At 71.0% G+C, this 21,898-nt stretch carries 19 protein-coding genes; 16 read left to right on the forward strand and 3 right to left on the reverse strand.

Annotated features, from left to right (window positions below):
* Nucleotides 1-48: 48 nt before the first annotated feature.
* The 11 genes from pdxS (at nucleotide 49) to ACF08B_RS27005 (ending at nucleotide 11,888) form a co-directional block, all read left to right on the forward strand.
* Entirely contained in the window at nucleotides 49-954 is a 906-nt protein-coding gene (gene pdxS, locus ACF08B_RS26955; protein WP_093695747.1) for a pyridoxal 5'-phosphate synthase lyase subunit PdxS, read from the forward strand.
* Nucleotides 955-980: 26 nt separating this feature from the next.
* Nucleotides 981-1,586 carry a pyridoxal 5'-phosphate synthase glutaminase subunit PdxT gene (pdxT, locus tag ACF08B_RS26960; protein ID WP_093479167.1) on the forward strand — a complete coding sequence of 202 codons (606 nt, stop codon included), beginning with the start codon at nucleotides 981-983 and terminating at the stop codon, nucleotides 1,584-1,586.
* Nucleotides 1,587-1,635: 49 nt separating this feature from the next.
* A complete protein-coding gene (locus tag ACF08B_RS26965) occupies nucleotides 1,636-2,388 on the forward strand; it encodes a YebC/PmpR family DNA-binding transcriptional regulator (protein ID WP_392319767.1) in 753 nt (250 codons plus the stop codon).
* Between the two features lie 130 nt (nucleotides 2,389-2,518).
* Nucleotides 2,519-3,058, forward strand: a complete 540-nt coding sequence (gene ruvC / locus ACF08B_RS26970; protein ID WP_093479168.1) for a crossover junction endodeoxyribonuclease RuvC — start codon at nucleotides 2,519-2,521, stop codon at nucleotides 3,056-3,058.
* Complete coding sequence (gene ruvA, locus ACF08B_RS26975; RefSeq protein WP_392319768.1) at nucleotides 3,055-3,660, forward strand: Holliday junction branch migration protein RuvA; 606 nt, start codon at nucleotides 3,055-3,057, stop codon at nucleotides 3,658-3,660. Before ruvC ends, ruvA begins: the two co-directional genes overlap by 4 nt.
* 26 nt (nucleotides 3,661-3,686) lie before the next feature.
* Nucleotides 3,687-4,757, forward strand: coding sequence for a Holliday junction branch migration DNA helicase RuvB (ruvB, locus tag ACF08B_RS26980; protein WP_073899458.1), 1,071 nt, complete (start codon nucleotides 3,687-3,689; stop codon nucleotides 4,755-4,757).
* A 189-nt stretch (nucleotides 4,758-4,946) separates the two neighbouring features.
* Complete coding sequence (gene yajC / locus ACF08B_RS26985) at nucleotides 4,947-5,480, forward strand: preprotein translocase subunit YajC (RefSeq protein WP_093479169.1); 534 nt, start codon at nucleotides 4,947-4,949, stop codon at nucleotides 5,478-5,480.
* A 137-nt stretch (nucleotides 5,481-5,617) separates the two neighbouring features.
* A complete protein-coding gene (gene secD, locus ACF08B_RS26990; RefSeq protein ID WP_392319769.1) occupies nucleotides 5,618-7,405 on the forward strand; it encodes a protein translocase subunit SecD in 1,788 nt (595 codons plus the stop codon).
* Nucleotides 7,406-7,408: 3 nt separating this feature from the next.
* Nucleotides 7,409-8,515 (forward strand): protein translocase subunit SecF, encoded by a 1,107-nt coding sequence (secF, locus tag ACF08B_RS26995; RefSeq protein WP_392319770.1) that lies wholly within the window; start codon nucleotides 7,409-7,411, stop codon nucleotides 8,513-8,515.
* The gene (locus ACF08B_RS27000) at nucleotides 8,512-9,051 is read left to right on the forward strand and encodes an adenine phosphoribosyltransferase (protein ID WP_073899448.1); all 540 of its coding nucleotides are present in this window, start codon (nucleotides 8,512-8,514) and stop codon (nucleotides 9,049-9,051) included. Before secF ends, ACF08B_RS27000 begins: the two co-directional genes overlap by 4 nt.
* A gap of 269 nt (nucleotides 9,052-9,320) precedes the next feature.
* A complete protein-coding gene (locus tag ACF08B_RS27005; protein WP_392319771.1) occupies nucleotides 9,321-11,888 on the forward strand; it encodes a RelA/SpoT family protein in 2,568 nt (855 codons plus the stop codon).
* Nucleotides 11,889-11,956: 68 nt separating this feature from the next.
* Here the strand turns inward: ACF08B_RS27005 and ACF08B_RS27010 are convergent, their stop codons facing one another.
* Nucleotides 11,957-13,186, reverse strand: a complete 1,230-nt coding sequence (locus ACF08B_RS27010) for a DUF349 domain-containing protein (RefSeq protein WP_392319772.1) — start codon at nucleotides 13,184-13,186, stop codon at nucleotides 11,957-11,959.
* A gap of 154 nt (nucleotides 13,187-13,340) precedes the next feature.
* Nucleotides 13,341-14,174, reverse strand: a complete 834-nt coding sequence (locus tag ACF08B_RS27015; protein WP_093479175.1) for a peptidylprolyl isomerase — start codon at nucleotides 14,172-14,174, stop codon at nucleotides 13,341-13,343.
* A gap of 166 nt (nucleotides 14,175-14,340) precedes the next feature.
* Between ACF08B_RS27015 and ACF08B_RS27020 the strand changes: the two genes are divergently transcribed.
* The 5 genes from ACF08B_RS27020 (at nucleotide 14,341) to rpsD (ending at nucleotide 19,625) form a co-directional block, all read left to right on the forward strand.
* Nucleotides 14,341-15,051, forward strand: a complete 711-nt coding sequence (locus tag ACF08B_RS27020) for an MBL fold metallo-hydrolase (protein ID WP_392319773.1) — start codon at nucleotides 14,341-14,343, stop codon at nucleotides 15,049-15,051.
* Between the two features lie 11 nt (nucleotides 15,052-15,062).
* Nucleotides 15,063-16,325 (forward strand): histidine--tRNA ligase, encoded by a 1,263-nt coding sequence (gene hisS, locus ACF08B_RS27025; RefSeq protein ID WP_392319774.1) that lies wholly within the window; start codon nucleotides 15,063-15,065, stop codon nucleotides 16,323-16,325.
* Between the two features lie 315 nt (nucleotides 16,326-16,640).
* Complete coding sequence (locus ACF08B_RS27030; protein ID WP_392319775.1) at nucleotides 16,641-17,297, forward strand: vitamin K epoxide reductase family protein; 657 nt, start codon at nucleotides 16,641-16,643, stop codon at nucleotides 17,295-17,297.
* A gap of 56 nt (nucleotides 17,298-17,353) precedes the next feature.
* The gene (locus ACF08B_RS27035; RefSeq protein WP_392319776.1) at nucleotides 17,354-18,709 is read left to right on the forward strand and encodes a replication-associated recombination protein A; all 1,356 of its coding nucleotides are present in this window, start codon (nucleotides 17,354-17,356) and stop codon (nucleotides 18,707-18,709) included.
* A 301-nt stretch (nucleotides 18,710-19,010) separates the two neighbouring features.
* On the forward strand, nucleotides 19,011-19,625 hold the full coding sequence (gene rpsD / locus ACF08B_RS27040; protein WP_018570215.1) for a 30S ribosomal protein S4: 615 nt from the start codon (nucleotides 19,011-19,013) through the stop codon (nucleotides 19,623-19,625).
* Nucleotides 19,626-19,645: 20 nt separating this feature from the next.
* On the opposite strand, the gene ACF08B_RS27045 is transcribed toward rpsD, so the two are convergent.
* Nucleotides 19,646-21,826 carry an ATP-binding protein gene (locus ACF08B_RS27045; protein WP_392319777.1) on the reverse strand — a complete coding sequence of 727 codons (2,181 nt, stop codon included), beginning with the start codon at nucleotides 21,824-21,826 and terminating at the stop codon, nucleotides 19,646-19,648.
* Between the last annotated feature and the right edge of the window lie 72 nt (nucleotides 21,827-21,898).

The raw sequence follows: 21,898 nt of genomic DNA on the forward strand, positions 1-21,898 counted from the left end.
TTCCTCGATGCTGCAGAGAAACCCTCTTTCCCTTCAGTGAGGTCACCCGTGTCCACCACCGAGAACCAGGCTCCCGAGACCGGCACCGCCCGTGTGAAGCGCGGCATGGCCGAGCAGCTCAAGGGCGGCGTGATCATGGACGTCGTCACGCCGGAGCAGGCGAAGATCGCCGAGGACGCGGGCGCCGTCGCCGTCATGGCCCTGGAGCGGGTCCCGGCCGACATCCGCAAGGACGGCGGCGTGGCCCGTATGTCCGACCCGGACATGATCGAGGGCATCATCGACGCCGTCTCCATCCCGGTGATGGCCAAGTCCCGCATCGGCCACTTCGTCGAGGCCCAGGTCCTGCAGTCCCTCGGCGTCGACTACATCGACGAGTCCGAGGTCCTCACCCCGGCCGACGAGGTCAACCACTCCGACAAGTGGTCCTTCACCACGCCGTTCGTGTGCGGTGCCACCAACCTGGGCGAGGCCCTGCGCCGTATCGCCGAGGGCGCCGCGATGATCCGCTCCAAGGGTGAGGCCGGTACCGGCAACGTCGTCGAGGCCGTCCGCCACCTGCGCCAGATCAAGAACGAGATCGCCAAGCTGCGCGGCTTCGACAACCACGAGCTGTACGCCGCCGCCAAGGAGCTGCGCGCCCCCTACGAGCTGGTCAAGGAGGTCGCCGAGCTGGGCAAGCTCCCGGTCGTCCTCTTCTCCGCCGGTGGCGTGGCCACCCCGGCCGACGCGGCCCTGATGCGTCAGCTCGGCGCCGAGGGCGTGTTCGTCGGCTCCGGCATCTTCAAGTCCGGCGACCCGGCCAAGCGCGCCGCCGCCATCGTCAAGGCCACCACCTTCTACGACGACCCGAAGATCATCGCGGAGGCGTCCCGCAACCTCGGCGAGGCCATGGTCGGCATCAACTGCGACACCCTCCCCGAGACCGAGCGCTACGCGAACCGCGGCTGGTAAGCGAAGGCCCACAGGTACACCACCCCATGAACACTCCTGTCATTGGCGTCCTGGCCCTCCAGGGCGACGTACGGGAGCACCTCATCGCCCTGGCCGCGGCCGACGCCGTGGCCAGGCCGGTGCGGCGCCCCGAGGAACTCGCCGAGGTCGACGGTCTCGTGCTGCCCGGCGGCGAGTCCACCACCATCTCCAAGCTCGCCGTGCTGTTCGGCGTGATGGACCCCCTCCGCGCGCGCGTGCGGGACGGCATGCCCGTCTACGGCACCTGCGCGGGCATGATCATGCTCGCCGACAAGATCCTCGACCCCCGCTCGGGCCAGGAGACCATCGGCGGCATCGACATGATCGTGCGCCGCAACGCCTTCGGCCGGCAGAACGAGTCGTTCGAGGCAGCGGTCGACGTGCGGGGCGTGGCGGGCGATCCTGTGGAGGGCGTCTTCATCCGCGCCCCCTGGGTCGAGTCCGTGGGCGCCGGAGCCGAGGTGCTCGCCGAGCACGAGGGCCACATCGTCGCCGTCCGCCAGGGCAACGCGCTCGCCACGTCGTTCCACCCGGAACTGACCGGCGACCACCGCGTGCACTCCCTGTTCGTCGACATGGTGCGCGCCGACCGGACCCCCGACTCCTTGTAGGATCGCTGGGGTTCGTTACAGAGTTGGGTTACGCGAAGGAGACAGGCAGATGTCCGGCCACTCTAAATGGGCTACGACGAAGCACAAGAAGGCCGTGATCGACGCCAAGCGCGGCAAGCTCTTCGCGAAGCTGATCAAGAACATCGAGGTCGCGGCGCGTATGGGCGGCGTCGACCTCGAGGGCAACCCGACCCTCTACGACGCCGTTCAGAAGGCCAAGAAGCAGTCGGTTCCGAACAAGAACATCGACTCGGCCATCAAGCGCGGCGGCGGCCTCGAGGCCGGCGGCGCCGACTACGAGACGATCATGTACGAGGGCTACGGTCCGAACGGTGTCGCGGTGCTCATCGAGTGCCTCACCGACAACCGCAACCGCGCCGCCTCCGACGTCCGCGTCGCCATGACCCGCAACGGCGGCAACATGGCGGACCCGGGCTCGGTGTCCTACATGTTCAGCCGCAAGGGCGTCGTCATCGTCCCCAAGGGCGAGCTGAGCGAGGACGACGTCCTCGGGGCCGTCCTGGACGCGGGCGCCGAGGAGGTCAACGACCTCGGTGAGACCTTCGAGGTCATCAGCGAGGCCACCGACCTGGTCGCGGTCCGCACCGCCCTCCAGGAGGCCGGAATCGACTACGACTCCGCCGACTCCAGCTTCGTGCCGTCCGTCCAGGTCGAACTGGACGAGGACGGCGCCAAGAAGATCTTCAAGCTCATCGACGCGCTCGAGGACAGCGACGACGTGCAGAACGTCTTCGCGAACTTCGACGTGAGCGACGAGATCATGGAGAAGGTCGACGCGTAACGCCTCGCGGCTCCGACACGCGTTTTCCGGCGGGCCGGTGGGACACGTCCCACCGGCCCGCCGTGCTGTACGGCGTTGTCAGTGACACCCGATAGCCTGCACGAACAGGTTGTCGACGGGAGGGGCGCTCGTGCGTGTACTGGGGGTGGACCCCGGCCTGACGCGGTGCGGTGTCGGCGTGGTCGAGGGAGTCGCCGGGCGGCCGCTCACCATGATCGGGGTCGGCGTGGTCCGGACCCCCGCGGACGCCGAGCTGAGCCGGCGGCTGCTCGCCGTCGAGCAGGGCATCGAGGAGTGGCTGGACGAGCACCGGCCCGAGTTCGTCGCCGTCGAGCGCGTCTTCAGCCAGCACAACGTGCGCACGGTCATGGGCACCGCCCAGGCCAGCGCGGTCGCCATGCTGTGCGCCGCCCGGCGCGGCATCCCCGTCGCCCTGCACACCCCCAGCGAGGTCAAGGCCGCCGTCACCGGCAGCGGCCGGGCCGACAAGGCACAGGTCGGAGCCATGGTCACCCGGCTGCTGCGGCTCTCCGCACCGCCCAAGCCGGCCGACGCCGCCGACGCCCTCGCGCTCGCCATCTGCCACATCTGGCGCGCCCCCGCGCAGAACCGGCTCCAGCAGGCCGTCGCCCTGCACACCGCCCACGCAACGAAAGGCCGGACGGCATGATCGCCTTCGTCAGCGGCACGGTCGCCGCGCTCGCCCCCGACGCCGCGGTCGTCGAGGTCGGCGGGGTCGGCATGGCCGTCCAGTGCACGCCGAACACCCTGTCGACGCTGCGCACCGGACAGCCCGCCAAGCTGCACACGTCCCTCGTCGTCCGCGAGGACTCGCTCACCCTGTACGGCTTCGTCGACGACGACGAACGCCAGGTCTTCGAGCTCCTGCAGACCGCGAGCGGCGTCGGCCCGCGCCTCGCCCAGGCCATGCTCGCCGTGCACACCCCGGACGCGCTGCGCCGCGCGGTCGCCACCGCCGACGAGAAGGCTCTCACCGCCGTGCCCGGCATCGGCAAGAAGGGCGCCCAGAAACTGCTGCTGGAACTGAAGGACCGCCTCGGCGAGCCCGTCGGCGCCCCCGCGATCGGCGCCCCGGTCACCCAGGGCTGGCGCGACCAGCTGCACGCGGCCCTGATCGGCCTCGGCTACGCCACCCGCGAGGCCGACGAGGCCGTGACCGCCGTGGCACCGCAGGCCGAGGCCGCGGGCGGCGCGCCCCAGGTCGGCCAACTGCTGAAGGCCGCCCTGCAGACCCTGAACCGCGCCCGCTGACCCGCGCCACCCGCTAGGAGATCTCCGTGAACCGGCACGACCCGACCGACACCCCCGCCGAGGAGCGGCTGGTGGGCTCCGTCGCCGACCGGGAGGACCAGGCCGTCGAGGCCGCCCTGCGCCCCAAGGACCTCGGCGAGTTCATCGGCCAGGAGAAGGTCCGCGAGCAGCTCGACCTCGTCCTGCGCGCCGCACGCGCGCGTGGCGCCACCGCCGACCACGTGCTGCTCTCCGGCGCGCCGGGCCTCGGCAAGACCACCCTGTCGATGATCATCGCGGCCGAGATGGGCGCCCCCATCCGCATCACCTCGGGCCCCGCCATCCAGCACGCCGGCGACCTCGCCGCCATCCTCTCCTCCCTCCAGGAGGGCGAGGTCCTCTTCCTCGACGAGATCCACCGCATGTCCCGGCCCGCCGAGGAGATGCTGTACATGGCGATGGAGGACTTCCGCGTCGACGTGATCGTCGGCAAGGGCCCCGGTGCCACCGCCATCCCGCTGGAGCTGCCGCCGTTCACCCTGGTCGGCGCCACGACCCGGGCGGGTCTGCTGCCGCCCCCGCTGCGCGACCGCTTCGGCTTCACCGCGCACATGGAGTTCTACGAACCGCACGAGCTGGAGCGCGTCGTGCACCGCTCGGCGCACCTGCTCGACGTCGAGATCGAGCCGGACGGCGCCGCCGAGATCGCCGGCCGCTCCCGCGGCACGCCCCGTATCGCCAACCGTCTGCTGCGCCGCGTCCGCGACTACGCGCAGGTCAAGGCGGACGGCGTGATCACCCGCGAGATCGCGGCGGCCGCCCTCGCCGTGTACGAGGTCGACGCGCGCGGACTCGACCGGCTCGACCGCGCCGTGCTGGAGGCTCTGCTCAAGCTGTTCGGCGGCGGCCCCGTCGGCCTGTCCACCCTCGCCGTCGCGGTGGGGGAGGAGCGGGAGACCGTCGAGGAGGTCGCCGAACCGTTCCTGGTCCGGGAGGGACTGCTGGCCCGCACCCCGCGCGGCCGTGTGGGCACGCCCGCCGCCTGGGCGCACCTCGGGCTGACCCCGCCCAGGTCCGCGACGACGGGAAACGGACAAGGGGACCTGTTCGGGGCGTGAGGGCGATGTGATCGCTTCGTGACGGCGAGGGCATTGGCCTGAGCAGGAACCCAGGTGCCATGCTGAGCGTTGTTCCATGCGCGCGGACTCGCTTAGACTCCGCCGATGCCGCCCTTGCGGGTGGCGCCGACCCACACCCCCGTCAACAGGCCGCTCTCCGTCGCGGTCGCGCGAAGGAAACCCCGTCCCGTGAATGCCTTTACCCTTCTCCCCTTCATCGTGCTCATCGCGGCCATGTTCCTGATGACGCGCTCGGCCAAGAAGAAGCAGCAGCAGGCCGCCTCCATGCGGAACGAGATGCAGCCCGGATCCGGTGTCCGCACCATCGGGGGGATGTACGCGACGGTCAAGGAGGTCAACGAGGACACCGTCCTCCTCGACGCCGGACCGGGCGTCGACCTCCTCTTCGCCAAGAACGCCATCGGTGCCGTGCTCACCGACGACGAGTACAACCGCATCGTGCACGGCATCGAGCACGACCTGAAGTCCGACGCCTCCGTCGTCCCCGACGACGCCTCCTCCCTCACCGAGAGCGACGAGACCGACGGGCCCGCCGCCGCTGCCGCCGCCGACGAGAAGATCGAGCTCGGTAAGAAGGACGCCGCCGAGCGCGGGGACGACGCCATCCAGGCCGCCGAGGACAAGGCCGAAGCGGCCCAGGCCGCCGACGCCAAGGCGGAGGACGAGCCGAAGAAGACCGACGGCGACTCCGACGCGAAGTAGTCACGCCCCGGGACGCGCGGCGGCGGCACCCCGCCCCGCGCACCCCGGGCGCGTCTGTTTCGCACGGGAGCCCGACACCATGTCATGGCCGACCGCGCCGACCGGGCGCGGGGCGGCCCGAGAGGGAGTACGAGAAGGTGGCAGCACCTAAGAGGGGCCGGAGCGCGAGCGCCCAGAGCAAGCCAGGGCGCTCGCTGGCCCTCATCCTGATCGCCATCGTGGCGCTGACCGGAGGCATGTTCCTCTCCGGGCACAAGACTCCGCGTCTCGGCATCGACCTCGCCGGTGGTACGAGCATCACGCTCAAGGCGAAGGCCGACCAGGGGTCCGCGATCAACAAGGCCAACATGGACACCGCGGTCGACATCATGAACCGCCGTGTCAACGGCCTGGGCGTCTCCGAGGCGGAGGTGCAGACCCAGGGGACCGACAACATCATCGTCAACATCCCCAAGGGCACCAACTCCAAGGAAGCCCAGCAGCAGGTCGGCACCACCGCCAAGCTGTACTTCCGGCCCGTCCTGGCCAGCGAGCCCAGCGCGGGCGCCGCGAAGAGCCCCTCGCCGAGCGCCACCTCCAGCGGCAGCTCCTCGCCGAAGCCGAACGCGAGCCCGTCGGCGAGCGGCTCCTCCGGCCAGAAGGCCTCCTCGTCCGGCTCCGGGTCCCCGACGGCCACGGCGACCTCTCAGGGCCGCGCCGTCAGCGACGCGCTGAAGGCCGACTCGACCCCCTCGCCGAGCGGTTCCGCGTCGGGCGGCGCCAAGCCGTCCGGCACCCCCTCGGCCTCCGCCAGTGCCAGCGCCGAGGCCGCCAAGCTCCAGGCCCAGTACGCGGCCCTGGACTGCTCCAAGCCCGCCACCCGCGCGGCCGCCGGCAAGAACGCCAAGCCGAGCGAGCCCACCGTGGCCTGCGGCGAGATCAACGGCACCTGGTACAAGTACGTGCTCGGCCCCGCCGCCGTGGACGGCACCGAGGTGAAGAAGGCGCAGGCCGTCTTCGACACCCAGGGCGCCGCCGGCTGGCAGGTCCAGATGACCTTCACCAAGAGCGGCGCCGACAAGTTCGCCGACATCACCGGTCAACTGGCCAAGAACCAGCAGCCGCAGAACGAGTTCGGCATCGTCCTCGACGGCGAGGTCGTCTCCAGCCCGTTCGTGCAGCAGGCCATCACCGGCGGCCAGGCGGAGATCTCCGGCAGCTTCAAGCAGGAGGAGGCGCAGAGCCTCGCCAACATGCTGTCGTACGGCGCGCTGCCGCTGTCCTTCAAGGAGGACACCGTCACCACGGTGACCGCCGCGCTCGGCGGCGAGCAGCTGCACGCCGGTCTGCTCGCGGGCGCGATCGGCCTCGCGCTGGTCGTGCTCTACCTGGTGATCTACTACCGCGGCCTGTCGCTCGTCGCCATGGCCTCCCTCCTGGTCTCCGCGATCCTCACCTACGTGATCATGGCGCTGCTCGGCCCGGCCATCGGCTTCGCGCTGAACCTCCCGGCCGTCTGCGGTGCCATCGTCGCCATCGGTATCACCGCGGACTCGTTCATCGTGTACTTCGAGCGCATCCGGGACGAGATCCGCGAAGGCCGTACGCTGCGCCCCGCCGTCGAGCGGGCCTGGCCGCGCGCCCGGCGCACCATCCTGGTCTCCGACTTCGTGTCGTTCCTCGCCGCCGCGGTGCTGTTCATCGTCACCGTCGGCAAGGTCCAGGGCTTCGCGTTCACCCTGGGTCTGACCACCCTGCTCGACGTCGTCGTGGTCTTCCTGTTCACCAAGCCGCTGATGACACTCCTGGCCCGCCGCAAGTTCTTCGCGAACGGCCACAAGTGGTCCGGACTCGACCCCAAGGGCCTGGGCGCCAAGCCGCCGCTGCGCCGCACCCGCCGTCCCGGTGGTCCCGCCGCCGGCCCCGTCGACCCGAAGGAGGCCTGAGCCATGTCGAAACTCGGCAGCCTCGGCGCTCGACTGCACCGCGGTGAGATCTCGTACGACTTCGTCGGCAAGCGCAAGATCTGGTACGGCGTCTCCATCCTGATCACCATCACGGCCATCCTGGGCCTCGCGGTGCGCGGCCTGAACATGGGCATCGAGTTCCAGGGCGGCGCGGTCTTCACGACGCCCACCAAGATGAGCGCCTCGGTGGCCCAGGCCGAGCAGTACGCCACGGACGCCTCCGGCCACGAGGCGATCGTGCAGAAGCTGGGCAACGGCAGCCTGCGCATCCAGATCGCCGGCATCGACACCGACCAGTCCGACAAGGTCAAGCAGGAGCTGGCCAAGGACCTGAACCTCGACCCCGAGAAGCTCGCCGCCGACCTGGTCGGCCCGAGCTGGGGCGAGCAGGTCGCCAACAAGGCCTGGGAGGGCCTGGCGATCTTCATGGTCCTTGTCGTGATCTACCTGGCGATCGCCTTCGAGTGGCGCATGGCGGTCGCGGCCCTGGTCGCGCTGATCCACGACATCACGATCACGACCGGTATCTACGCGCTCGTCGGCTTCGAGGTCACGCCCGGCACGGTCATCGGTCTGCTGACCATCCTCGGTTACTCGCTCTACGACACGGTCGTCGTCTTCGACAGCCTCAAGGAGCAGACGAAGGACATCACCAAGCAGACCCGCTTCACCTACAGCGAGATCGCCAACCGGTCGATCAACGGCACCCTGGTCCGCTCCATCAACACCACGGTCGTCGCGCTGCTGCCGGTGGCCGGCCTGCTCTTCATCGGCGGCGGCTTCCTCGGCGCCGGCACGCTGAACGACATCTCGCTGTCGCTGTTCGTGGGTCTCGCGGCCGGTGCGTACTCGTCGATCTTCATCGCCACCCCGCTCGTCGCCGACCTCAAGGAGCGCGAGCCGGCGATGAGGGCGCTCAAGAAGCGGGTCCTGGCCAAGCGCGCCCAGGCGACCACGGAGGACGACCTCACCGAGGAGCGTTCCACCGGTGACGACGCCGAGGACGCCACTCCCGCCGTCGTCGGCCCGCGCAACCAGCCCGCGTCCCGCAACCGGGGCCGTGGCCGGACGCCGGGGAAGCGCCGGTGACCGACATCAAGGAGCTGCTGCTCAGCCGCATCCGTGACGTCGCCGACTACCCGGAGCCGGGCGTGATGTTCAAGGACATCACCCCGCTGCTGGCCGACCCGGCCGCGTTCACGGCCCTCACCGACACCCTGGCCGAGATCGCCGCCGGCACCGGCGCGACCAAGGTCGTCGGACTGGAGGCCCGCGGCTTCATCCTCGGCGCGCCGGTCGCCGTCCGCGCGGGCCTGGGCTTCATCCCGGTCCGCAAGGCCGGCAAGCTGCCCGGGGCCACCCTCCGGCAGGCGTACGACCTCGAGTACGGCTCCGCCGAGATCGAGGTGCACGCCGAGGACCTGGCCCCCGGCGACCGCGTGCTGATCGTGGACGACGTCCTGGCCACCGGCGGTACCGCCGAGGCCGCGGTCCAGCTCATCCACCGTGCCGGCGCCGAGGTCTGTGGCGTCGCCGTCCTGATGGAACTGGGCTTCCTGAGCGGGCGCGCCCGCCTGGAGCCGGTCCTGGACGGGGCACCGGTCGAGGCACTGCTCCAGGTCTGAAGCGAGCGACAGCGCAGCGGCGGCCGCCCCGGTACCACCGGGGCGGCCGCTCGCGTCACCGGACCCGGCCCGGCACAGCGCCGTACCGGCATCCGCCGCACCCTCGCGGGACGCCCCGGGACACCTCCCCGGAATCCCACGGGAGCCTCCCGTGTTGCAGGGGTAGTCGGTCCTCAGAGCCGCCTGCGGGCGATGACCACGCGCAGGATCGCTACCATGGGATCTCCGGAGCCTGACCGGGGGACCCGGATCGCGCACGAGGAGTCCTCTTGCCAGACGAGGCCCAGCACCTGACCGCCGCCAAGCCCGAGTCCGCCTCGGCAGCCGCGGCCAAGCCCGCGCCCAACGCGCCCCACGCGAAGAACGACACCCGCGGGCCGGTCGAGCACGCCCAGTCCGCGCCCGTCGAGAAGAGCGCCGAGGCCTCGCGTCCCAAGCCCGCCCCCGCTCCCGAGAGCACCCGGTCCGGGGCAGCCGCGGCGGAGCGCCCGGCACAGCCGCCCGTGGTGCGCCAGCCCGCCACCCCGCCGGCCCGCAGCGGCTCGTCGAACCGCGTCCGCGCCCGCCTCGCCCGCCTGGGCGTCCAGCGCGCGAACCCCTACAACCCGGTCCTGGAACCGCTCCTGCGGATAGTCCGCAGCAACGACCCCAAGATCGAGAACGCGACGCTCCGCCAGATCGAGCGCGCCTACCAGGTCGCCGAGCGCTGGCACCGCGGCCAGAAGCGCAAGAGCGGCGACCCGTACATCACGCATCCCCTCGCCGTCACCACCATCCTCGCCGAGCTGGGCATGGACCCGGCCACCCTCATGGCGGGGCTGCTGCACGACACCGTCGAGGACACCGAGTACGGCCTGGAGGACCTGCGCCGCGACTTCGGCGACGTCGTCGCCCTGCTCGTCGACGGCGTGACCAAGCTGGACAAGGTCAAGTTCGGCGAGGCGGCCCAGGCCGAGACCGTGCGCAAGATGGTCGTGGCGATGGCCAAGGACCCGCGCGTCCTGGTCATCAAGCTCGCCGACCGCCTCCACAACATGCGCACCATGCGCTACCTGAAGCGCGAGAAGCAGGAGAAGAAGGCGCGCGAGACCCTGGAGATCTACGCGCCGCTCGCCCATCGCCTGGGCATGAACACCATCAAGTGGGAGCTGGAGGACCTCGCGTTCGCGATCCTCTACCCCAAGATGTACGACGAAATCGTCCGGCTGGTGGCCGAAAGGGCACCGAAGCGTGACGAGTACCTGGCCATAGTGACCGACGAGGTGCAGGCCGACCTGCGCGCCGCCCGGATCAAGGCGACCGTCACCGGCCGCCCGAAGCACTACTACAGCGTCTACCAGAAGATGATCGTGCGGGGCCGCGACTTCGCCGAGATCTACGACCTGGTGGGCATCCGCGTCCTCGTCGACACGGTCCGCGACTGCTACGCCGCCCTCGGCACGGTGCACGCGCGATGGAACCCGGTCCCCGGCCGGTTCAAGGACTACATCGCGATGCCCAAGTTCAACATGTACCAGTCGCTGCACACGACGGTCATCGGGCCCAACGGCAAGCCGGTCGAGCTGCAGATCCGCACCTTCGACATGCACCGCCGCGCCGAGTACGGCATCGCCGCGCACTGGAAGTACAAGCAGGAGGCCGTCGCCGGCGCCTCGAAGGTCCGCACCGACGTGCCGAAGGCCGGCAAGGACAAGGACGCCATCAACGACATGGCGTGGCTGCGGCAGCTGCTGGACTGGCAGAAGGAGACCGAGGACCCCGGGGAGTTCCTGGAGTCCCTGCGCTTCGACCTGTCGCGCAACGAGGTCTTCGTCTTCACCCCCAAGGGCGACGTCATCGCGCTGCCCGCCGGGGCGACCCCGGTCGACTTCGCGTACGCCGTCCACACCGAGGTCGGCCACCGCACCATAGGAGCACGGGTCAACGGCCGCCTCGTCCCGCTGGAGTCCACCCTGGACAACGGCGACCTGGTCGAGGTCTTCACCTCCAAGGCGCCCGGCGCCGGCCCGTCCCGCGACTGGCTCGGCTTCGTCAAGTCGCCCCGCGCGCGCAACAAGATCCGCGCCTGGTTCTCCAAGGAGCGCCGCGACGAGGCGATCGAGCAGGGCAAGGACGCCATCGTCCGCGCCATGCGCAAGCAGAACCTGCCGATCCAGCGCATCCTCACCGGCGACTCGCTCGTCACGCTCGCGCACGAGATGCGCTACTCGGACATCTCCGCGCTGTACGCGGCGATCGGCGAGGGCCATGTCTCCGCGCCGAACATCGTGCAGAAGCTGGTCCAGGCGCTCGGCGGCGAGGAGGCGGCCACCGAGGAGATCGACGAGGCGGTCCCGCCGTCCCGCAGCCGCGGCCGCAAGCGCCGCTCCAGCGCCGACCCCGGCGTCGTGGTCAAGGGCGTCGACGACGTGTGGGTCAAGCTGGCCCGCTGCTGCACGCCCGTGCCCGGAGACCCGATCATCGGCTTCGTCACGCGCGGCAGCGGTGTGTCGGTCCACCGCAGCGACTGCGTCAACGTCGACTCGCTGTCCCGCGAGCCCGAGCGCATCCTCGACGTCGAGTGGGCGCCCACCCAGTCCTCGGTCTTCCTGGTCGCCATCCAGGTCGAGGCCCTGGACCGCTCCCGGCTGCTGTCGGACGTCACGCGCGTCCTGTCCGACCAGCACGTCAACATCCTGTCGGCGGCCGTCCAGACCTCCCGCGACCGGGTGGCCACCTCCCGGTTCACCTTCGAGATGGGCGACCCCAAGCACCTCGGCCACGTCCTGAAGGCCGTACGCGGTGTCGAGGGCGTCTACGACGTCTACCGCGTGACCTCCGGACGCAGCCGGTCGTAGTCGCCGACGGACGTGCGAAAGGGCCCCGTACGGTCGTACGGGGCCCTTTCACACAGCCGGCGAACGGTTCAGCCGCCGAACTCCTGCAGGCCCTTCAGGGCCTGGTCCAGCAGCGCCTGGCGGCCTTCCAGCTCCCGCTCCAGCTTGTCGGCCCGGGAGTTGTTGCCCTGGGCGCGCGCCTGCTCGATCTGTCCCCGCAGCTTGTCCACGGCGGCCTGGAGCTGCCCGGTCAGACCCTCGGCACGCGCACGCGCCTCCGGGTTCGTCCGGCGCCACTCGGCCTCCTCGGCCTCCTGGATCGCCCGCTCGACCGCGTGCATCCGGCCCTCGACCTTCGGGCGCGCGTCCCGCGGGACGTGGCCGATGGCCTCCCAGCGCTCGTTGATCGAGCGGAAGGCGGCCCGGGAGCCCTTGAGGTCCGAGATCGGGAGGAGCTTCTCGGCCTCCTCGGCCAGCTCCTCCTTCAGCTTCAGGTTCTCCGCCTGCTCCGCGTCCCGCTCGGCGAACACCGAGCTGCGGGCGGCGAAGAAGACGTCCTGGGCGCCGCGGAAGCGGTTCCACAGGTCGTCCTCGTGCTCGCGCTGGGCGCGGCCGGCGGCCTTCCAGTCCGCCATCAGCTCGCGGTACCGGGCCGCCGTCGGACCCCAGTCCGTGGAGCCGGACAGCGCCTCGGCCTCGGCGACCAGCCGCTCCTTGATCCGGCGGGCGTCCTCGCGCTGCGCGTCGAGCTGCGCGAAGTGTCCCTTGCGGCGCTTGGAGAACGCCGACCGGGCGTGCGAGAAGCGGTGCCACAGCTCGTCGTCGGACTTGCGGTCCAGACGCGGCAGGCCCTTCCACGTGTCCACCAGGGCCCGCAGCCGCTCACCGGCCACCCGCCACTGGTCGGACTGCGCAAGCTCCTCCGCCTCGGCGACCAGCTCCTCCTTGGCCCTCCTGGCCTCGTCGGACTGCTTGGCCCGCTGCTGCTTGCGCTCCTCACGGCGCGCCTCGACGGTCTGGACGAGCTTGTCCAGCCGCTTGCGCAGCGAGTCCAGGTCGCCGACCGCGTGGTGCGCCTCCACCTGCTCACGCAGGTGGTCGATCGCCGTCTGGGCGTCCTTCGCCGACAGGTCGGTGGTCTGGACTCGCTTCTCGAGGAGGCCGATCTCGACAACCAGGCCCTCGTACTTGCGCTCGAAGTAGGCAAGCGCCTCCTCAGGGGAGCCGGCCGCCCAGGATCCGACGACCTGCTCGCCGTCGGCCGTACGCACGTACACGGTCCCCGTCTCGTCGACGCGGCCCCACGGGTCGCTGCTCACAGCGCCTCCTCCACATGATGCCTGCGGGGGCCTCAGCACCCCCGGGCATCGTCCACAGTTTCGTCACGGCCAACATAGGCGACCAGCGGGTTGCCTGTCCGCATCCAGCACGACCGAAAATTGCGCAGCCCGCCGTTCCCGGGCCACGGTGACGTCAGGACTTGGTGACGGTCGCCTTGTTGATCACCACGGTCGCGTTCGGCGCGGTGTTCCCCGTGGTCGGGTCGGCCGCCTGCGCGCCCGCGTCGGCGATCTTCTTCAGCACCTTCATGCCCGCCGCGTCGATCGTGCCGAACGGGGTGTACTGGGGCGGCAGCGGGCTGTCCTTGTAGACGAGGAAGAACTGGCTGCCGCCGGTGTGCTTCTGGCCGGTGTTGGCCATCGCCACCGTGCCCGCCGGGTACGTGTTGCTCTTCAGGCTCTTGTCCTTGAGGTTCTCGTCCGGGAGCGTGTAGCCGGGACCGCCCATGCCGCTGCCCTGCGGGTCGCCGCACTGGAGCACGAAGATGTCCTGCGGGGTGAGCCGGTGGCACTTGGTGTGGTCGAAGTAGCCCTGCCCGGCGAGGAAGGCGAACGAGTTCACCGTGTGCGGGGCCGCCGACGTCTTCAGGTCGACGCCGATGTCACCGCACGTCGTCGCGAGCTTCATCGTGTACTTCGCCGACGTGTCGATCGACATCGCCGGCTCCTTCTTCCAGCTGAGCTTCTTCACCGAGCCCGCCGCCGGCTTGGCGCACGGGTCCGGGGCCTTGCTCGTCGGCGCGGCGCTGGGGGTGACCTCGGCACTGGCGTTGGCCTTGCCGCCGTCGTCGTCCTTCATCACCCCGGTCGTGTACAGGGCGACGCTGCCGATCACGACCACGCCCAGCACCGACGCGATCACGGAGTTGCGCAGGTTGGCCTTGCGCCGCGCCTGGGTGCGCCGCTGCTGCTGCCGCAAGAACTTCTCCCGGGCGAGCTGACGCCGCCGCTGCTCCTGGGTGACCACCGGGTTCTCTCCTCATGCGTCGTGTGTCGGGCGGCACGCGTGCGTCCTGCTGAGCCGATCGCTGCGTGTAGCCCCGTACCGTATATGGGTTCGCTGAGTAAACGGCAGCGCCGGTAGGCTCTGACGCAGCTGAAGCCGCCTGTAATCGACACAACGAAGGACGATCGTGCTCATTGCCGGGTTCCCCGCCGGGGCCTGGGGGACGAACTGCTATCTCGTCGCCCCCGCCGCCGGTGAGGAGTGCGTGATCATCGACCCCGGCCACCAGGCCGCCGAAGGCGTCGAGGAAGCGCTGAAGAAGCATCGGCTCAAGCCCGTCGCCGTCGTCCTCACCCACGGACACATCGACCACGTCGCCTCGGTCGTCCCCGTGTGCGGTGCCCACGACGTACCGGCCTGGATCCACCTCGAGGACCGGTTCATGATGACCGACCCCGAGAAGGCGCTCGGCCGGTCCATCGGCATGCCGCTCATGGGCGAGCTGACCGTGGGGGAGCCGGACGACGTCAAGGAGCTGACCGACGGCGCGCGGCTGTCGCTCGCGGGCCTGGAGTTCTCCGTCGCGCACGCGCCGGGCCATACCAAGGGGTCGGTGACGTTCCGGATGCCCGAGTCGAGCGACATCCCGTCGGTCTTCTTCTCCGGGGATCTGCTCTTCGCCGGCTCCATCGGACGCACCGACCTGCCCGGCGGTGACATGGCCGAGATGCTCGACTCGCTGGCCCGCGTGTGCCTGCCGCTCGACGACTCGACCGTGGTGCTGTCCGGCCACGGCCCCCAGACGACCATCGGCCAGGAGCGCGCCACCAACCCGTATCTGCGGCAGGTGGCCGCGGGCCCGGGAGCGGATGTCGACGCTCCCCGACGAGGAATGTGACGAGAGCTTCCGTGAGCACCTTCAAGGCCCCCAAGGGCACCTACGACCTGATCCCGCCGGATTCGGCCAAGTACCTCGCGGTGCGTGAGGCGATCGCCGCGCCGCTGCGCAACTCCGGCTACGGCTACATCGAGACGCCCGGATTCGAGAACGTCGAGCTCTTCGCGCGCGGTGTCGGCGAGTCCACCGACATCGTGACCAAGGAGATGTACGCCTTCGAGACCAAGGGCGGCGACCGGCTGGCCCTGCGCCCCGAGGGCACCGCGTCCGTACTGCGCGCGGCCCTGGAGGCCAACCTGCACAAGGCGGGCAACCTCCCGGTCAAGCTCTGGTACTCCGGCTCCTACTACCGCTACGAGCGCCCCCAGAAGGGCCGTTACAGGCACTTCTCCCAGGTGGGCGCCGAGGCGATCGGCGCGGAGGACCCGGCGCTCGACGCCGAGCTGATCATCCTGGCCGACCAGGCGTACCGCACGCTGGGCCTGCGCGACTTCCGCATCCTGCTGAACTCGCTGGGCGACCAGGAGTGCCGGCCGGTGTACCGCGCCGCGCTCCAGGAGTTCCTGCGGGGGCTCGACCTGGACGAGGACACCCTCCGCCGCTCGGAGATCAACCCGCTGCGCGTCCTCGACGACAAGCGCGAGTCGGTGCAGAAGCAGCTCACCGGCGCCCCGCTGCTGCGGGACTACCTGTGCGACGCCTGCAAGGCGTACCACGAGGAGGTCCGTGATCTGATCACGGCGGCGGGCGTGGCCTTCGAGGACGACCCGAAGCTGGTGCGCGGCCTGGACTACTACACCCGCACCACCTTCGAGTTCGTGCACGACGGCCTGGGCTCCCAGTCCGCCGTGGGCGGCGGCGGCCGCTACGACGGCCTGGCCGAGATGATCGGCGGCCCCGCGCTGCCGTCCGTCGGCTGGGCCCTCGGGGTGGACCGCACGGTGCTGGCCCTGGAGGCCGAGGGCGTCGAGCTGGACATCCCCGCCGCCACCAGCGTCTTCGCCGTGCCGCTCGGCGAGGAGGCCCGCCGGGTCCTGTTCGCGAAGGTCACCGAGCTGCGCAAGGTCGGCATCGCGGCGGACTTCTCCTACGGCGCCAAGGGCCTGAAGGGCGCCATGAAGAACGCCAACCGCAGCGGCGCCCGCTACACGATCGTCGCGGGCGAGCGCGACCTCGCCGACGGCGTCGTCCAGCTCAAGGACATGGAGTCCGGCGAGCAGGCGGCGATCGGCGTCAACGAGATCGTCGCGGAACTGGAGTCACGGCTCGGCTGAGCGACGGGTCACCGAGGGGCGCCGGGTCTTCCCGGCGCCCCTTTCCCGTACCCGTCGTCAACTCGGCGGCCCCGTGTTCGCCCTGCCGGACGATCCCCGAAAGAGACGTCCGCGCAAGGGGCGCCGTCGCGGGGGCCCGGCCGGGATTCCGGCCGCCCACCCGCGGTCACGGCCTCTCGGGGGCGGCCGGAACCGAACGGTCCGTGACCGCCGTGCGTACCTCCTTATGTTCACCGAACGGTGGACACACCAGGCTGTGCGGCACAATGGCCCTGCCCGAAGATGGTCCAACTCTCAAGTGACGGAATCGGCGTGATGAGCAAGACGACAGTGAAAGACGTCTCCACCGAGCCCGGTCCCGAGCGTGCCGCCGACGCCCCGCGCACGGCGGGCGGCAGTCGCGCCTTCGCCCTGCTGCTGGTGATCACCGGCGCGGCCGGACTGCTGGCCGCGTGGGTCATCACGATCGACAAGTTCAAGCTCCTCGAGGCCAAGGTCGCGGGCAAGACCTTCACCCCCGGGTGCAGCCTCAACCCGGTCGTCTCCTGCGGCAACGTCATGGAGAGCAAGCAGGCCGCGGCGTTCGGCTTCCCGAACCCGATGCTCGGCCTCGTCGCCTACGGCATCGTCGTCTGCGTCGGCATGAGTCTGCTGGCCCGCGCCCGGTTCCCGCGCTGGTACTGGCTGACCTTCAACGTCGGCTGCCTCTTCGGCGTCGCCTTCTGCACCTGGCTGCAGTTCCAGTCCCTGTACCGGATCAACGCCCTGTGCCTGTGGTGCTCGCTGGCATGGGTCGCGACGATCACCATGTTCTGGTACGTGACCTCGTTCAACATCCGCAACGACTTCCTGCCGGCCCCGCGCTGGCTGAAGAGCTTCTTCGGCGAGTTCACCTGGGTCGTGCCCGTGCTGCACGTCGGCATCATCGGCATGCTGGTCCTCACGCGCTGGTGGGACTTCTGGACCAGCTGAGGCGCCCGCTCCCGGGCCCCGGAGGGATTGTCGGTGGGGTGATTTAGGGTTTCAGCGTGGAACCCGACCTCTTCACCGCCGCAGCAGAAGAACGCCAGGAGAAGGACCCGGCAGCGAGTCCCCTGGCGGTCCGCATGCGCCCGCGCACGCTCGACGAGGTCGTGGGCCAGCAGCATCTCCTCAAGCCCGGCTCGCCGCTGCGCCGGCTGGTCGGCGAGAGCGACGGCGGCCCGGCCGGACCGTCCTCCGTGATCCTCTGGGGCCCGCCCGGCACCGGCAAGACGACCCTCGCGTACGTCGTCTCCAAGGCCACCAACAAGCGGTTCGTGGAGCTGTCCGCGATCACCGCGGGCGTCAAGGAGGTCCGCGCGGTCATCGACGGCGCACGCCGCGCCACCGGCGGTTTCGGCAGGGAGACCGTCCTCTTCCTCGACGAGATCCACCGCTTCAGCAAGGCCCAGCAGGACTCCCTCCTGCCCGCCGTCGAGAACCGCTGGGTGACGCTGATCGCGGCCACCACGGAGAACCCGTACTTCTCGGTGATCTCCCCGCTGCTCTCCCGCTCCCTGCTCCTCACCCTCGAACCGCTCACCGACGACGACGTCCGCGGCCTGCTGAGACGCGCGCTGAGCGACGAGCGCGGCCTCAAGGACGCGGTCGCCCTCCCCGAGGACACCGAGGCCCACCTGCTCCGGATCGCCGGCGGCGACGCCCGCCGTGCCCTGACGGCCCTGGAGGCCGCCGCGGGGGCCGCCCTGGACCAGGGCGAGTCCGAGATCGGCCTCGCGACGCTGGAGCAGACGGTCGACCGCGCCGCCGTGAAGTACGACCGCGACGGCGACCAGCACTACGACGTCGCCAGCGCCCTCATCAAGTCCATCCGCGGCTCCGACGTCGACGCGGCCCTGCACTACCTGGCCCGCATGATCGAGGCCGGCGAGGACCCCCGGTTCATCGCCCGCCGCCTGATGATCTCCGCCAGCGAGGACATCGGCCTGGCCGACCCGAACGCCCTGCCCATCGCCGTGGCCGCGGCCCAGGCCGTCGCCATGATCGGCTTCCCCGAGGCCGCGCTCACCCTCAGCCACGCGACCATCGCCCTGGCGCTCGCCCCCAAGTCCAACTCGGCGACCACCGCGATCGGTGCCGCGCTGGAGGACGTGCGCAAGGGACTGGCCGGCCCGGTCCCGCCCCACCTGCGCGACGGCCACTACAAGGGGGCCGCCAAGCTCGGCCACGCGCAGGGGTACGTGTACCCGCACGACCTGCCCGAGGGCATCGCCGAGCAGCAGTACGCCCCCGACGCCCTCAAGGACCGCGCGTACTACGCCCCGACCCGGCACGGTGCCGAGGCCCGCTACGCGGACGCGGTGGAGTGGACGAGGAACCACCTCGGTCGCAAGCGGTCATGAGCACCCTGTAGAATCCGTCGGAGTGCTGCGTCCCGTGTCCGGCTTCGGTCGGCGCCTCAGGCGGGACATCCAGCCGGATCTTTCGATCCAGGAGCGTCGCGCACCGTCGTAGGTGTCGCGGGCAGCCCACCACCACCCGGAGTTCCGGGACCGGTCGGTGGGCCGTTCGTGTGCTGCACGTATGTGCCCAGATCAGGGGAGCGGCTGCCTGACACGTCCCGCGTGGACCTGTCGGGAATTCCCCGGCTGCGGATGCGACCTCCCGTAACCCTGAGGCAGCCGAAAAGGAAAAGGAAAACAAGTGGCGAACCAGTCCCGCCCCAAGGTCAAGAAGTCGCGTGCCCTCGGCATCGCGCTGACCCCGAAGGCCGTCAAGTACTTCGAGGCCCGTCCCTACCCGCCGGGCGAGCACGGCCGTGGCCGCAAGCAGAACTCGGACTACAAGGTCCGTCTGCTGGAGAAGCAGCGTCTGCGCGCGCAGTACGACGTGTCCGAGCGCCAGCTCGTCCGCGCCTACGAGCGTGCCTCCAAGGTCCAGGGCAAGACCGGTGAGGCCCTGATCATCGAGCTCGAGCGCCGTCTCGACGCGCTGGTCCTGCGTTCGGGCATCGCCCGCACGATCTACCAGGCCCGTCAGATGGTCGTGCACGGCCACATCCAGGTCAACGGCCAGAAGGTCGACAAGCCGTCCTTCCGTGTCCGTCCGGACGACGTCGTGCAGGTCCGCGACCGCTCCAAGGAGAAGACGCTCTTCACGATCGCTCGTGAGGGTGGCTTCGCCCCCGAGGGTGAGACCCCGCGCTACCTCCAGGTGAACCTCAAGGCCCTGGCGTTCCGCCTGGACCGCGAGCCGAACCGCAAGGAGATCCCGGTGATCTGCGACGAGCAGCTCGTCGTCGAGTACTACGCCCGCTGACCCCGGTCACGGCGTAGGCCTCAGCCCGCCGTCTCCCCGCCCTTCCGGGTGGGGGAGGCGGCGGGTTCGCGTTTTCCGGACTCCGCGCACCCCTGGTCCACGGGCCCCCGCGGAGCCGGCAGGGCGCCCAGCGGCCGTACCCCGTCGTGCCGCAGCGCCCGGGCCACGGCCGCCTCACGGCCCAGCCGCGCCCCCACCTTCACGCACTCCTCGTACCGCGCGTCCCCCAGAGCCTGCCGGGCGGCCGCCTCGCACTGCTCGTGCGGGGCGTTGAAGTACGCCGAGCCGAACAGCGGCAGCCCCACGGACGGCCACATCCCGGCTGCCGCGCCCTGCAGCACCGCCGCCTCCGCCGGGTCGCCCTGGGAGGCCGTCACCAGCGCCAGCAACTCGATCGCCAGCACCGAGCCCAGCAGGTCGTGGAAGGCGTGCACATGGCGCAGGCAGTCCGCCAGCTGCTCCCGCGCCCGCCCGGCGTCGCCGTCCAGCCAGGCCGCGTACGCCAGTACGTAGAGCGCGTACGACCGCGCCCAGCGCTCCCCGTGGTCCTCGCACACCCGGCGCACGTCCTCGCACAGCCGCACCGCGTCCGCCAGGTCCCCCTGGAAGGCCCGGGTCATCGCCAGCTCCACCTGGCCCATCAGCACATTGCTGTTGAGCTCCCCGATCTCCTGGTAGCGGTCCAGCGCCGACCGCAGCAGCGTCTCCGCGCGGGCCATGTCGTCCGTGACCAGGGCCAGGCAGCCGGAGCGGTGCTCCGCGTAGGCCGCCGCCGTCGCGTCGGCCGACCGCTCCGCCTGCTCGCGGCACTCCCGCAGCGCCTGGAACGCGGGCACGGTGTCGCCCTGGAGGATCGCCACGTAGCCCAGCACCCACAGCGCCTTGAGCCGCGACTGCTCGTACTCCGAGTCCAGCTCCACGCTGCGCTCCAGCCAGCGGCGCCCCTCCGCCAGCCGCCCGCAGCCCACCCAGCAGAACCACAGCGAACCCGCCAGGTACTGTCCGAGATGCGCCTCCTCCGGCTCGGTCAGGCAGAACTCCAGCGCGGCCCGCAGATTGGGCAGCTCCGCGTCGACCCGAGCGGCCACCTCCCGCTGACGGGGCGAGAACCACTCCAGCTCGCACCAGGTCGCCAGGCCCACGTACCAGTCGCGATGCCGTCGGCGCAGCCGGACCGCGTCCCCCATCGCCTCCAGCCAGTCGGCGCCGTAGGCACGCACGGTGTCCAGCATCCGGTAGCGGGGGCCCGTCGAGGTCTCCTCGCGGGCGACCACGGACTGGGCGAGCAGCTCCGACAGGACGTCCAGCACGTCCTCGGCGGCCAGTCCGTCCCCGCTGCACACGTACTCGGCCGCCTCCAGGTCGAAGGTCTGCGCGAACACCGACAGCCGGGCCCACAGCAGCCGTTCGGCGGGCGTGCACAGCTCGTGGCTCCAGCCGATCGCGGTGCGCAGCGTCTGGTGCCGGGGCAGCGCGTCCCGGCCGCCGCCGGTCAGCAGCCGGAACCGGTCGTCGAGCCGCTGGAGCAGCTGGGCCGGGGACAGGGCCCGCAACCGCCCCGCCGCCAGCTCCAGCGCCAGCGGGATCCCCTCGAGGCGCCGGCACAGCTCCCGCACCTCGGGGCCGTCGGTCACCCGAAGCCCCTGTTCCCGGGCCCGGCCGGTGAACAGCTCCGCCGCCTCGTCCGTGCCCAGCGGGGCCAGCGGGAACAACCGCTCGCCGGCCAGCGCGAGCGGACGCCGGCCCGCGGCCAGCACCCGCAGCTCCGGCAGGCGGCGCAGCAGCTCCGCCGTCAGCCCGGCGCAGGCCTCCACCAGGTGCTCGTACCCGTCCAGCACCAGCAGGACCCGGCGGCCGGCGAGATGCTCCAGCAGCACCTGGCGGGGGGTCCGGGCGGTGTGGTCGGTCAGCCCCAGCGCCTCCAGGACCGCGTACTCCACGAACTGCGGATCCCGCACCGGCGCCAGTTCGACCCGTCCCCAGACCGCGCCGTCCGCCGGGGCGGCGGCCGCCCACCGCGCCGCCGCCCGCACGGCCAGCCGGGACTTGCCGACGCCGCCGACCCCGGTCACCGTCACCAGCCGGGCCCCGTCGAGCGCCGCCGCCAGCGCGGCGAGCTCGGTCGAACGCCCGACGAACGCGGTCAGTTCGAGGGGCGGATCGGCGTCCGTCCAGGGGCCGGGGCTCTGAGGACCTCGCATGGGACACGGAGCGTACTGAAGTGTGTTCATTCCGTACAATCGCTTCCCGCGACCGCGTGCGCGGCACCGGGG

The sequence above is a fragment of the Streptomyces sp. NPDC015139 genome (assembly GCF_043079785.1).
In the GTDB taxonomy this organism is placed as follows: Bacteria; Actinomycetota; Actinomycetes; order Streptomycetales; family Streptomycetaceae; genus Streptomyces; species Streptomyces albidocamelliae.

Coding starts and splice junctions, on each gene's coding strand:
- secF (WP_392319770.1), top strand. CDS start 7,409: ATGTCGAAACTCGGCAGCCTCGGCGCTCGACTGCACCGCGGTGAGATC.
- pdxT (WP_093479167.1), top strand. CDS start 981: ATGAACACTCCTGTCATTGGCGTCCTGGCCCTCCAGGGCGACGTACGG.
- ACF08B_RS27045 (WP_392319777.1), bottom strand. CDS start 21,826: ATGCGAGGTCCTCAGAGCCCCGGCCCCTGGACGGACGCCGATCCGCCC.
- ACF08B_RS27030 (WP_392319775.1), top strand. CDS start 16,641: ATGAGCAAGACGACAGTGAAAGACGTCTCCACCGAGCCCGGTCCCGAG.
- ACF08B_RS26965 (WP_392319767.1), top strand. CDS start 1,636: ATGTCCGGCCACTCTAAATGGGCTACGACGAAGCACAAGAAGGCCGTG.
- ruvA (WP_392319768.1), top strand. CDS start 3,055: ATGATCGCCTTCGTCAGCGGCACGGTCGCCGCGCTCGCCCCCGACGCC.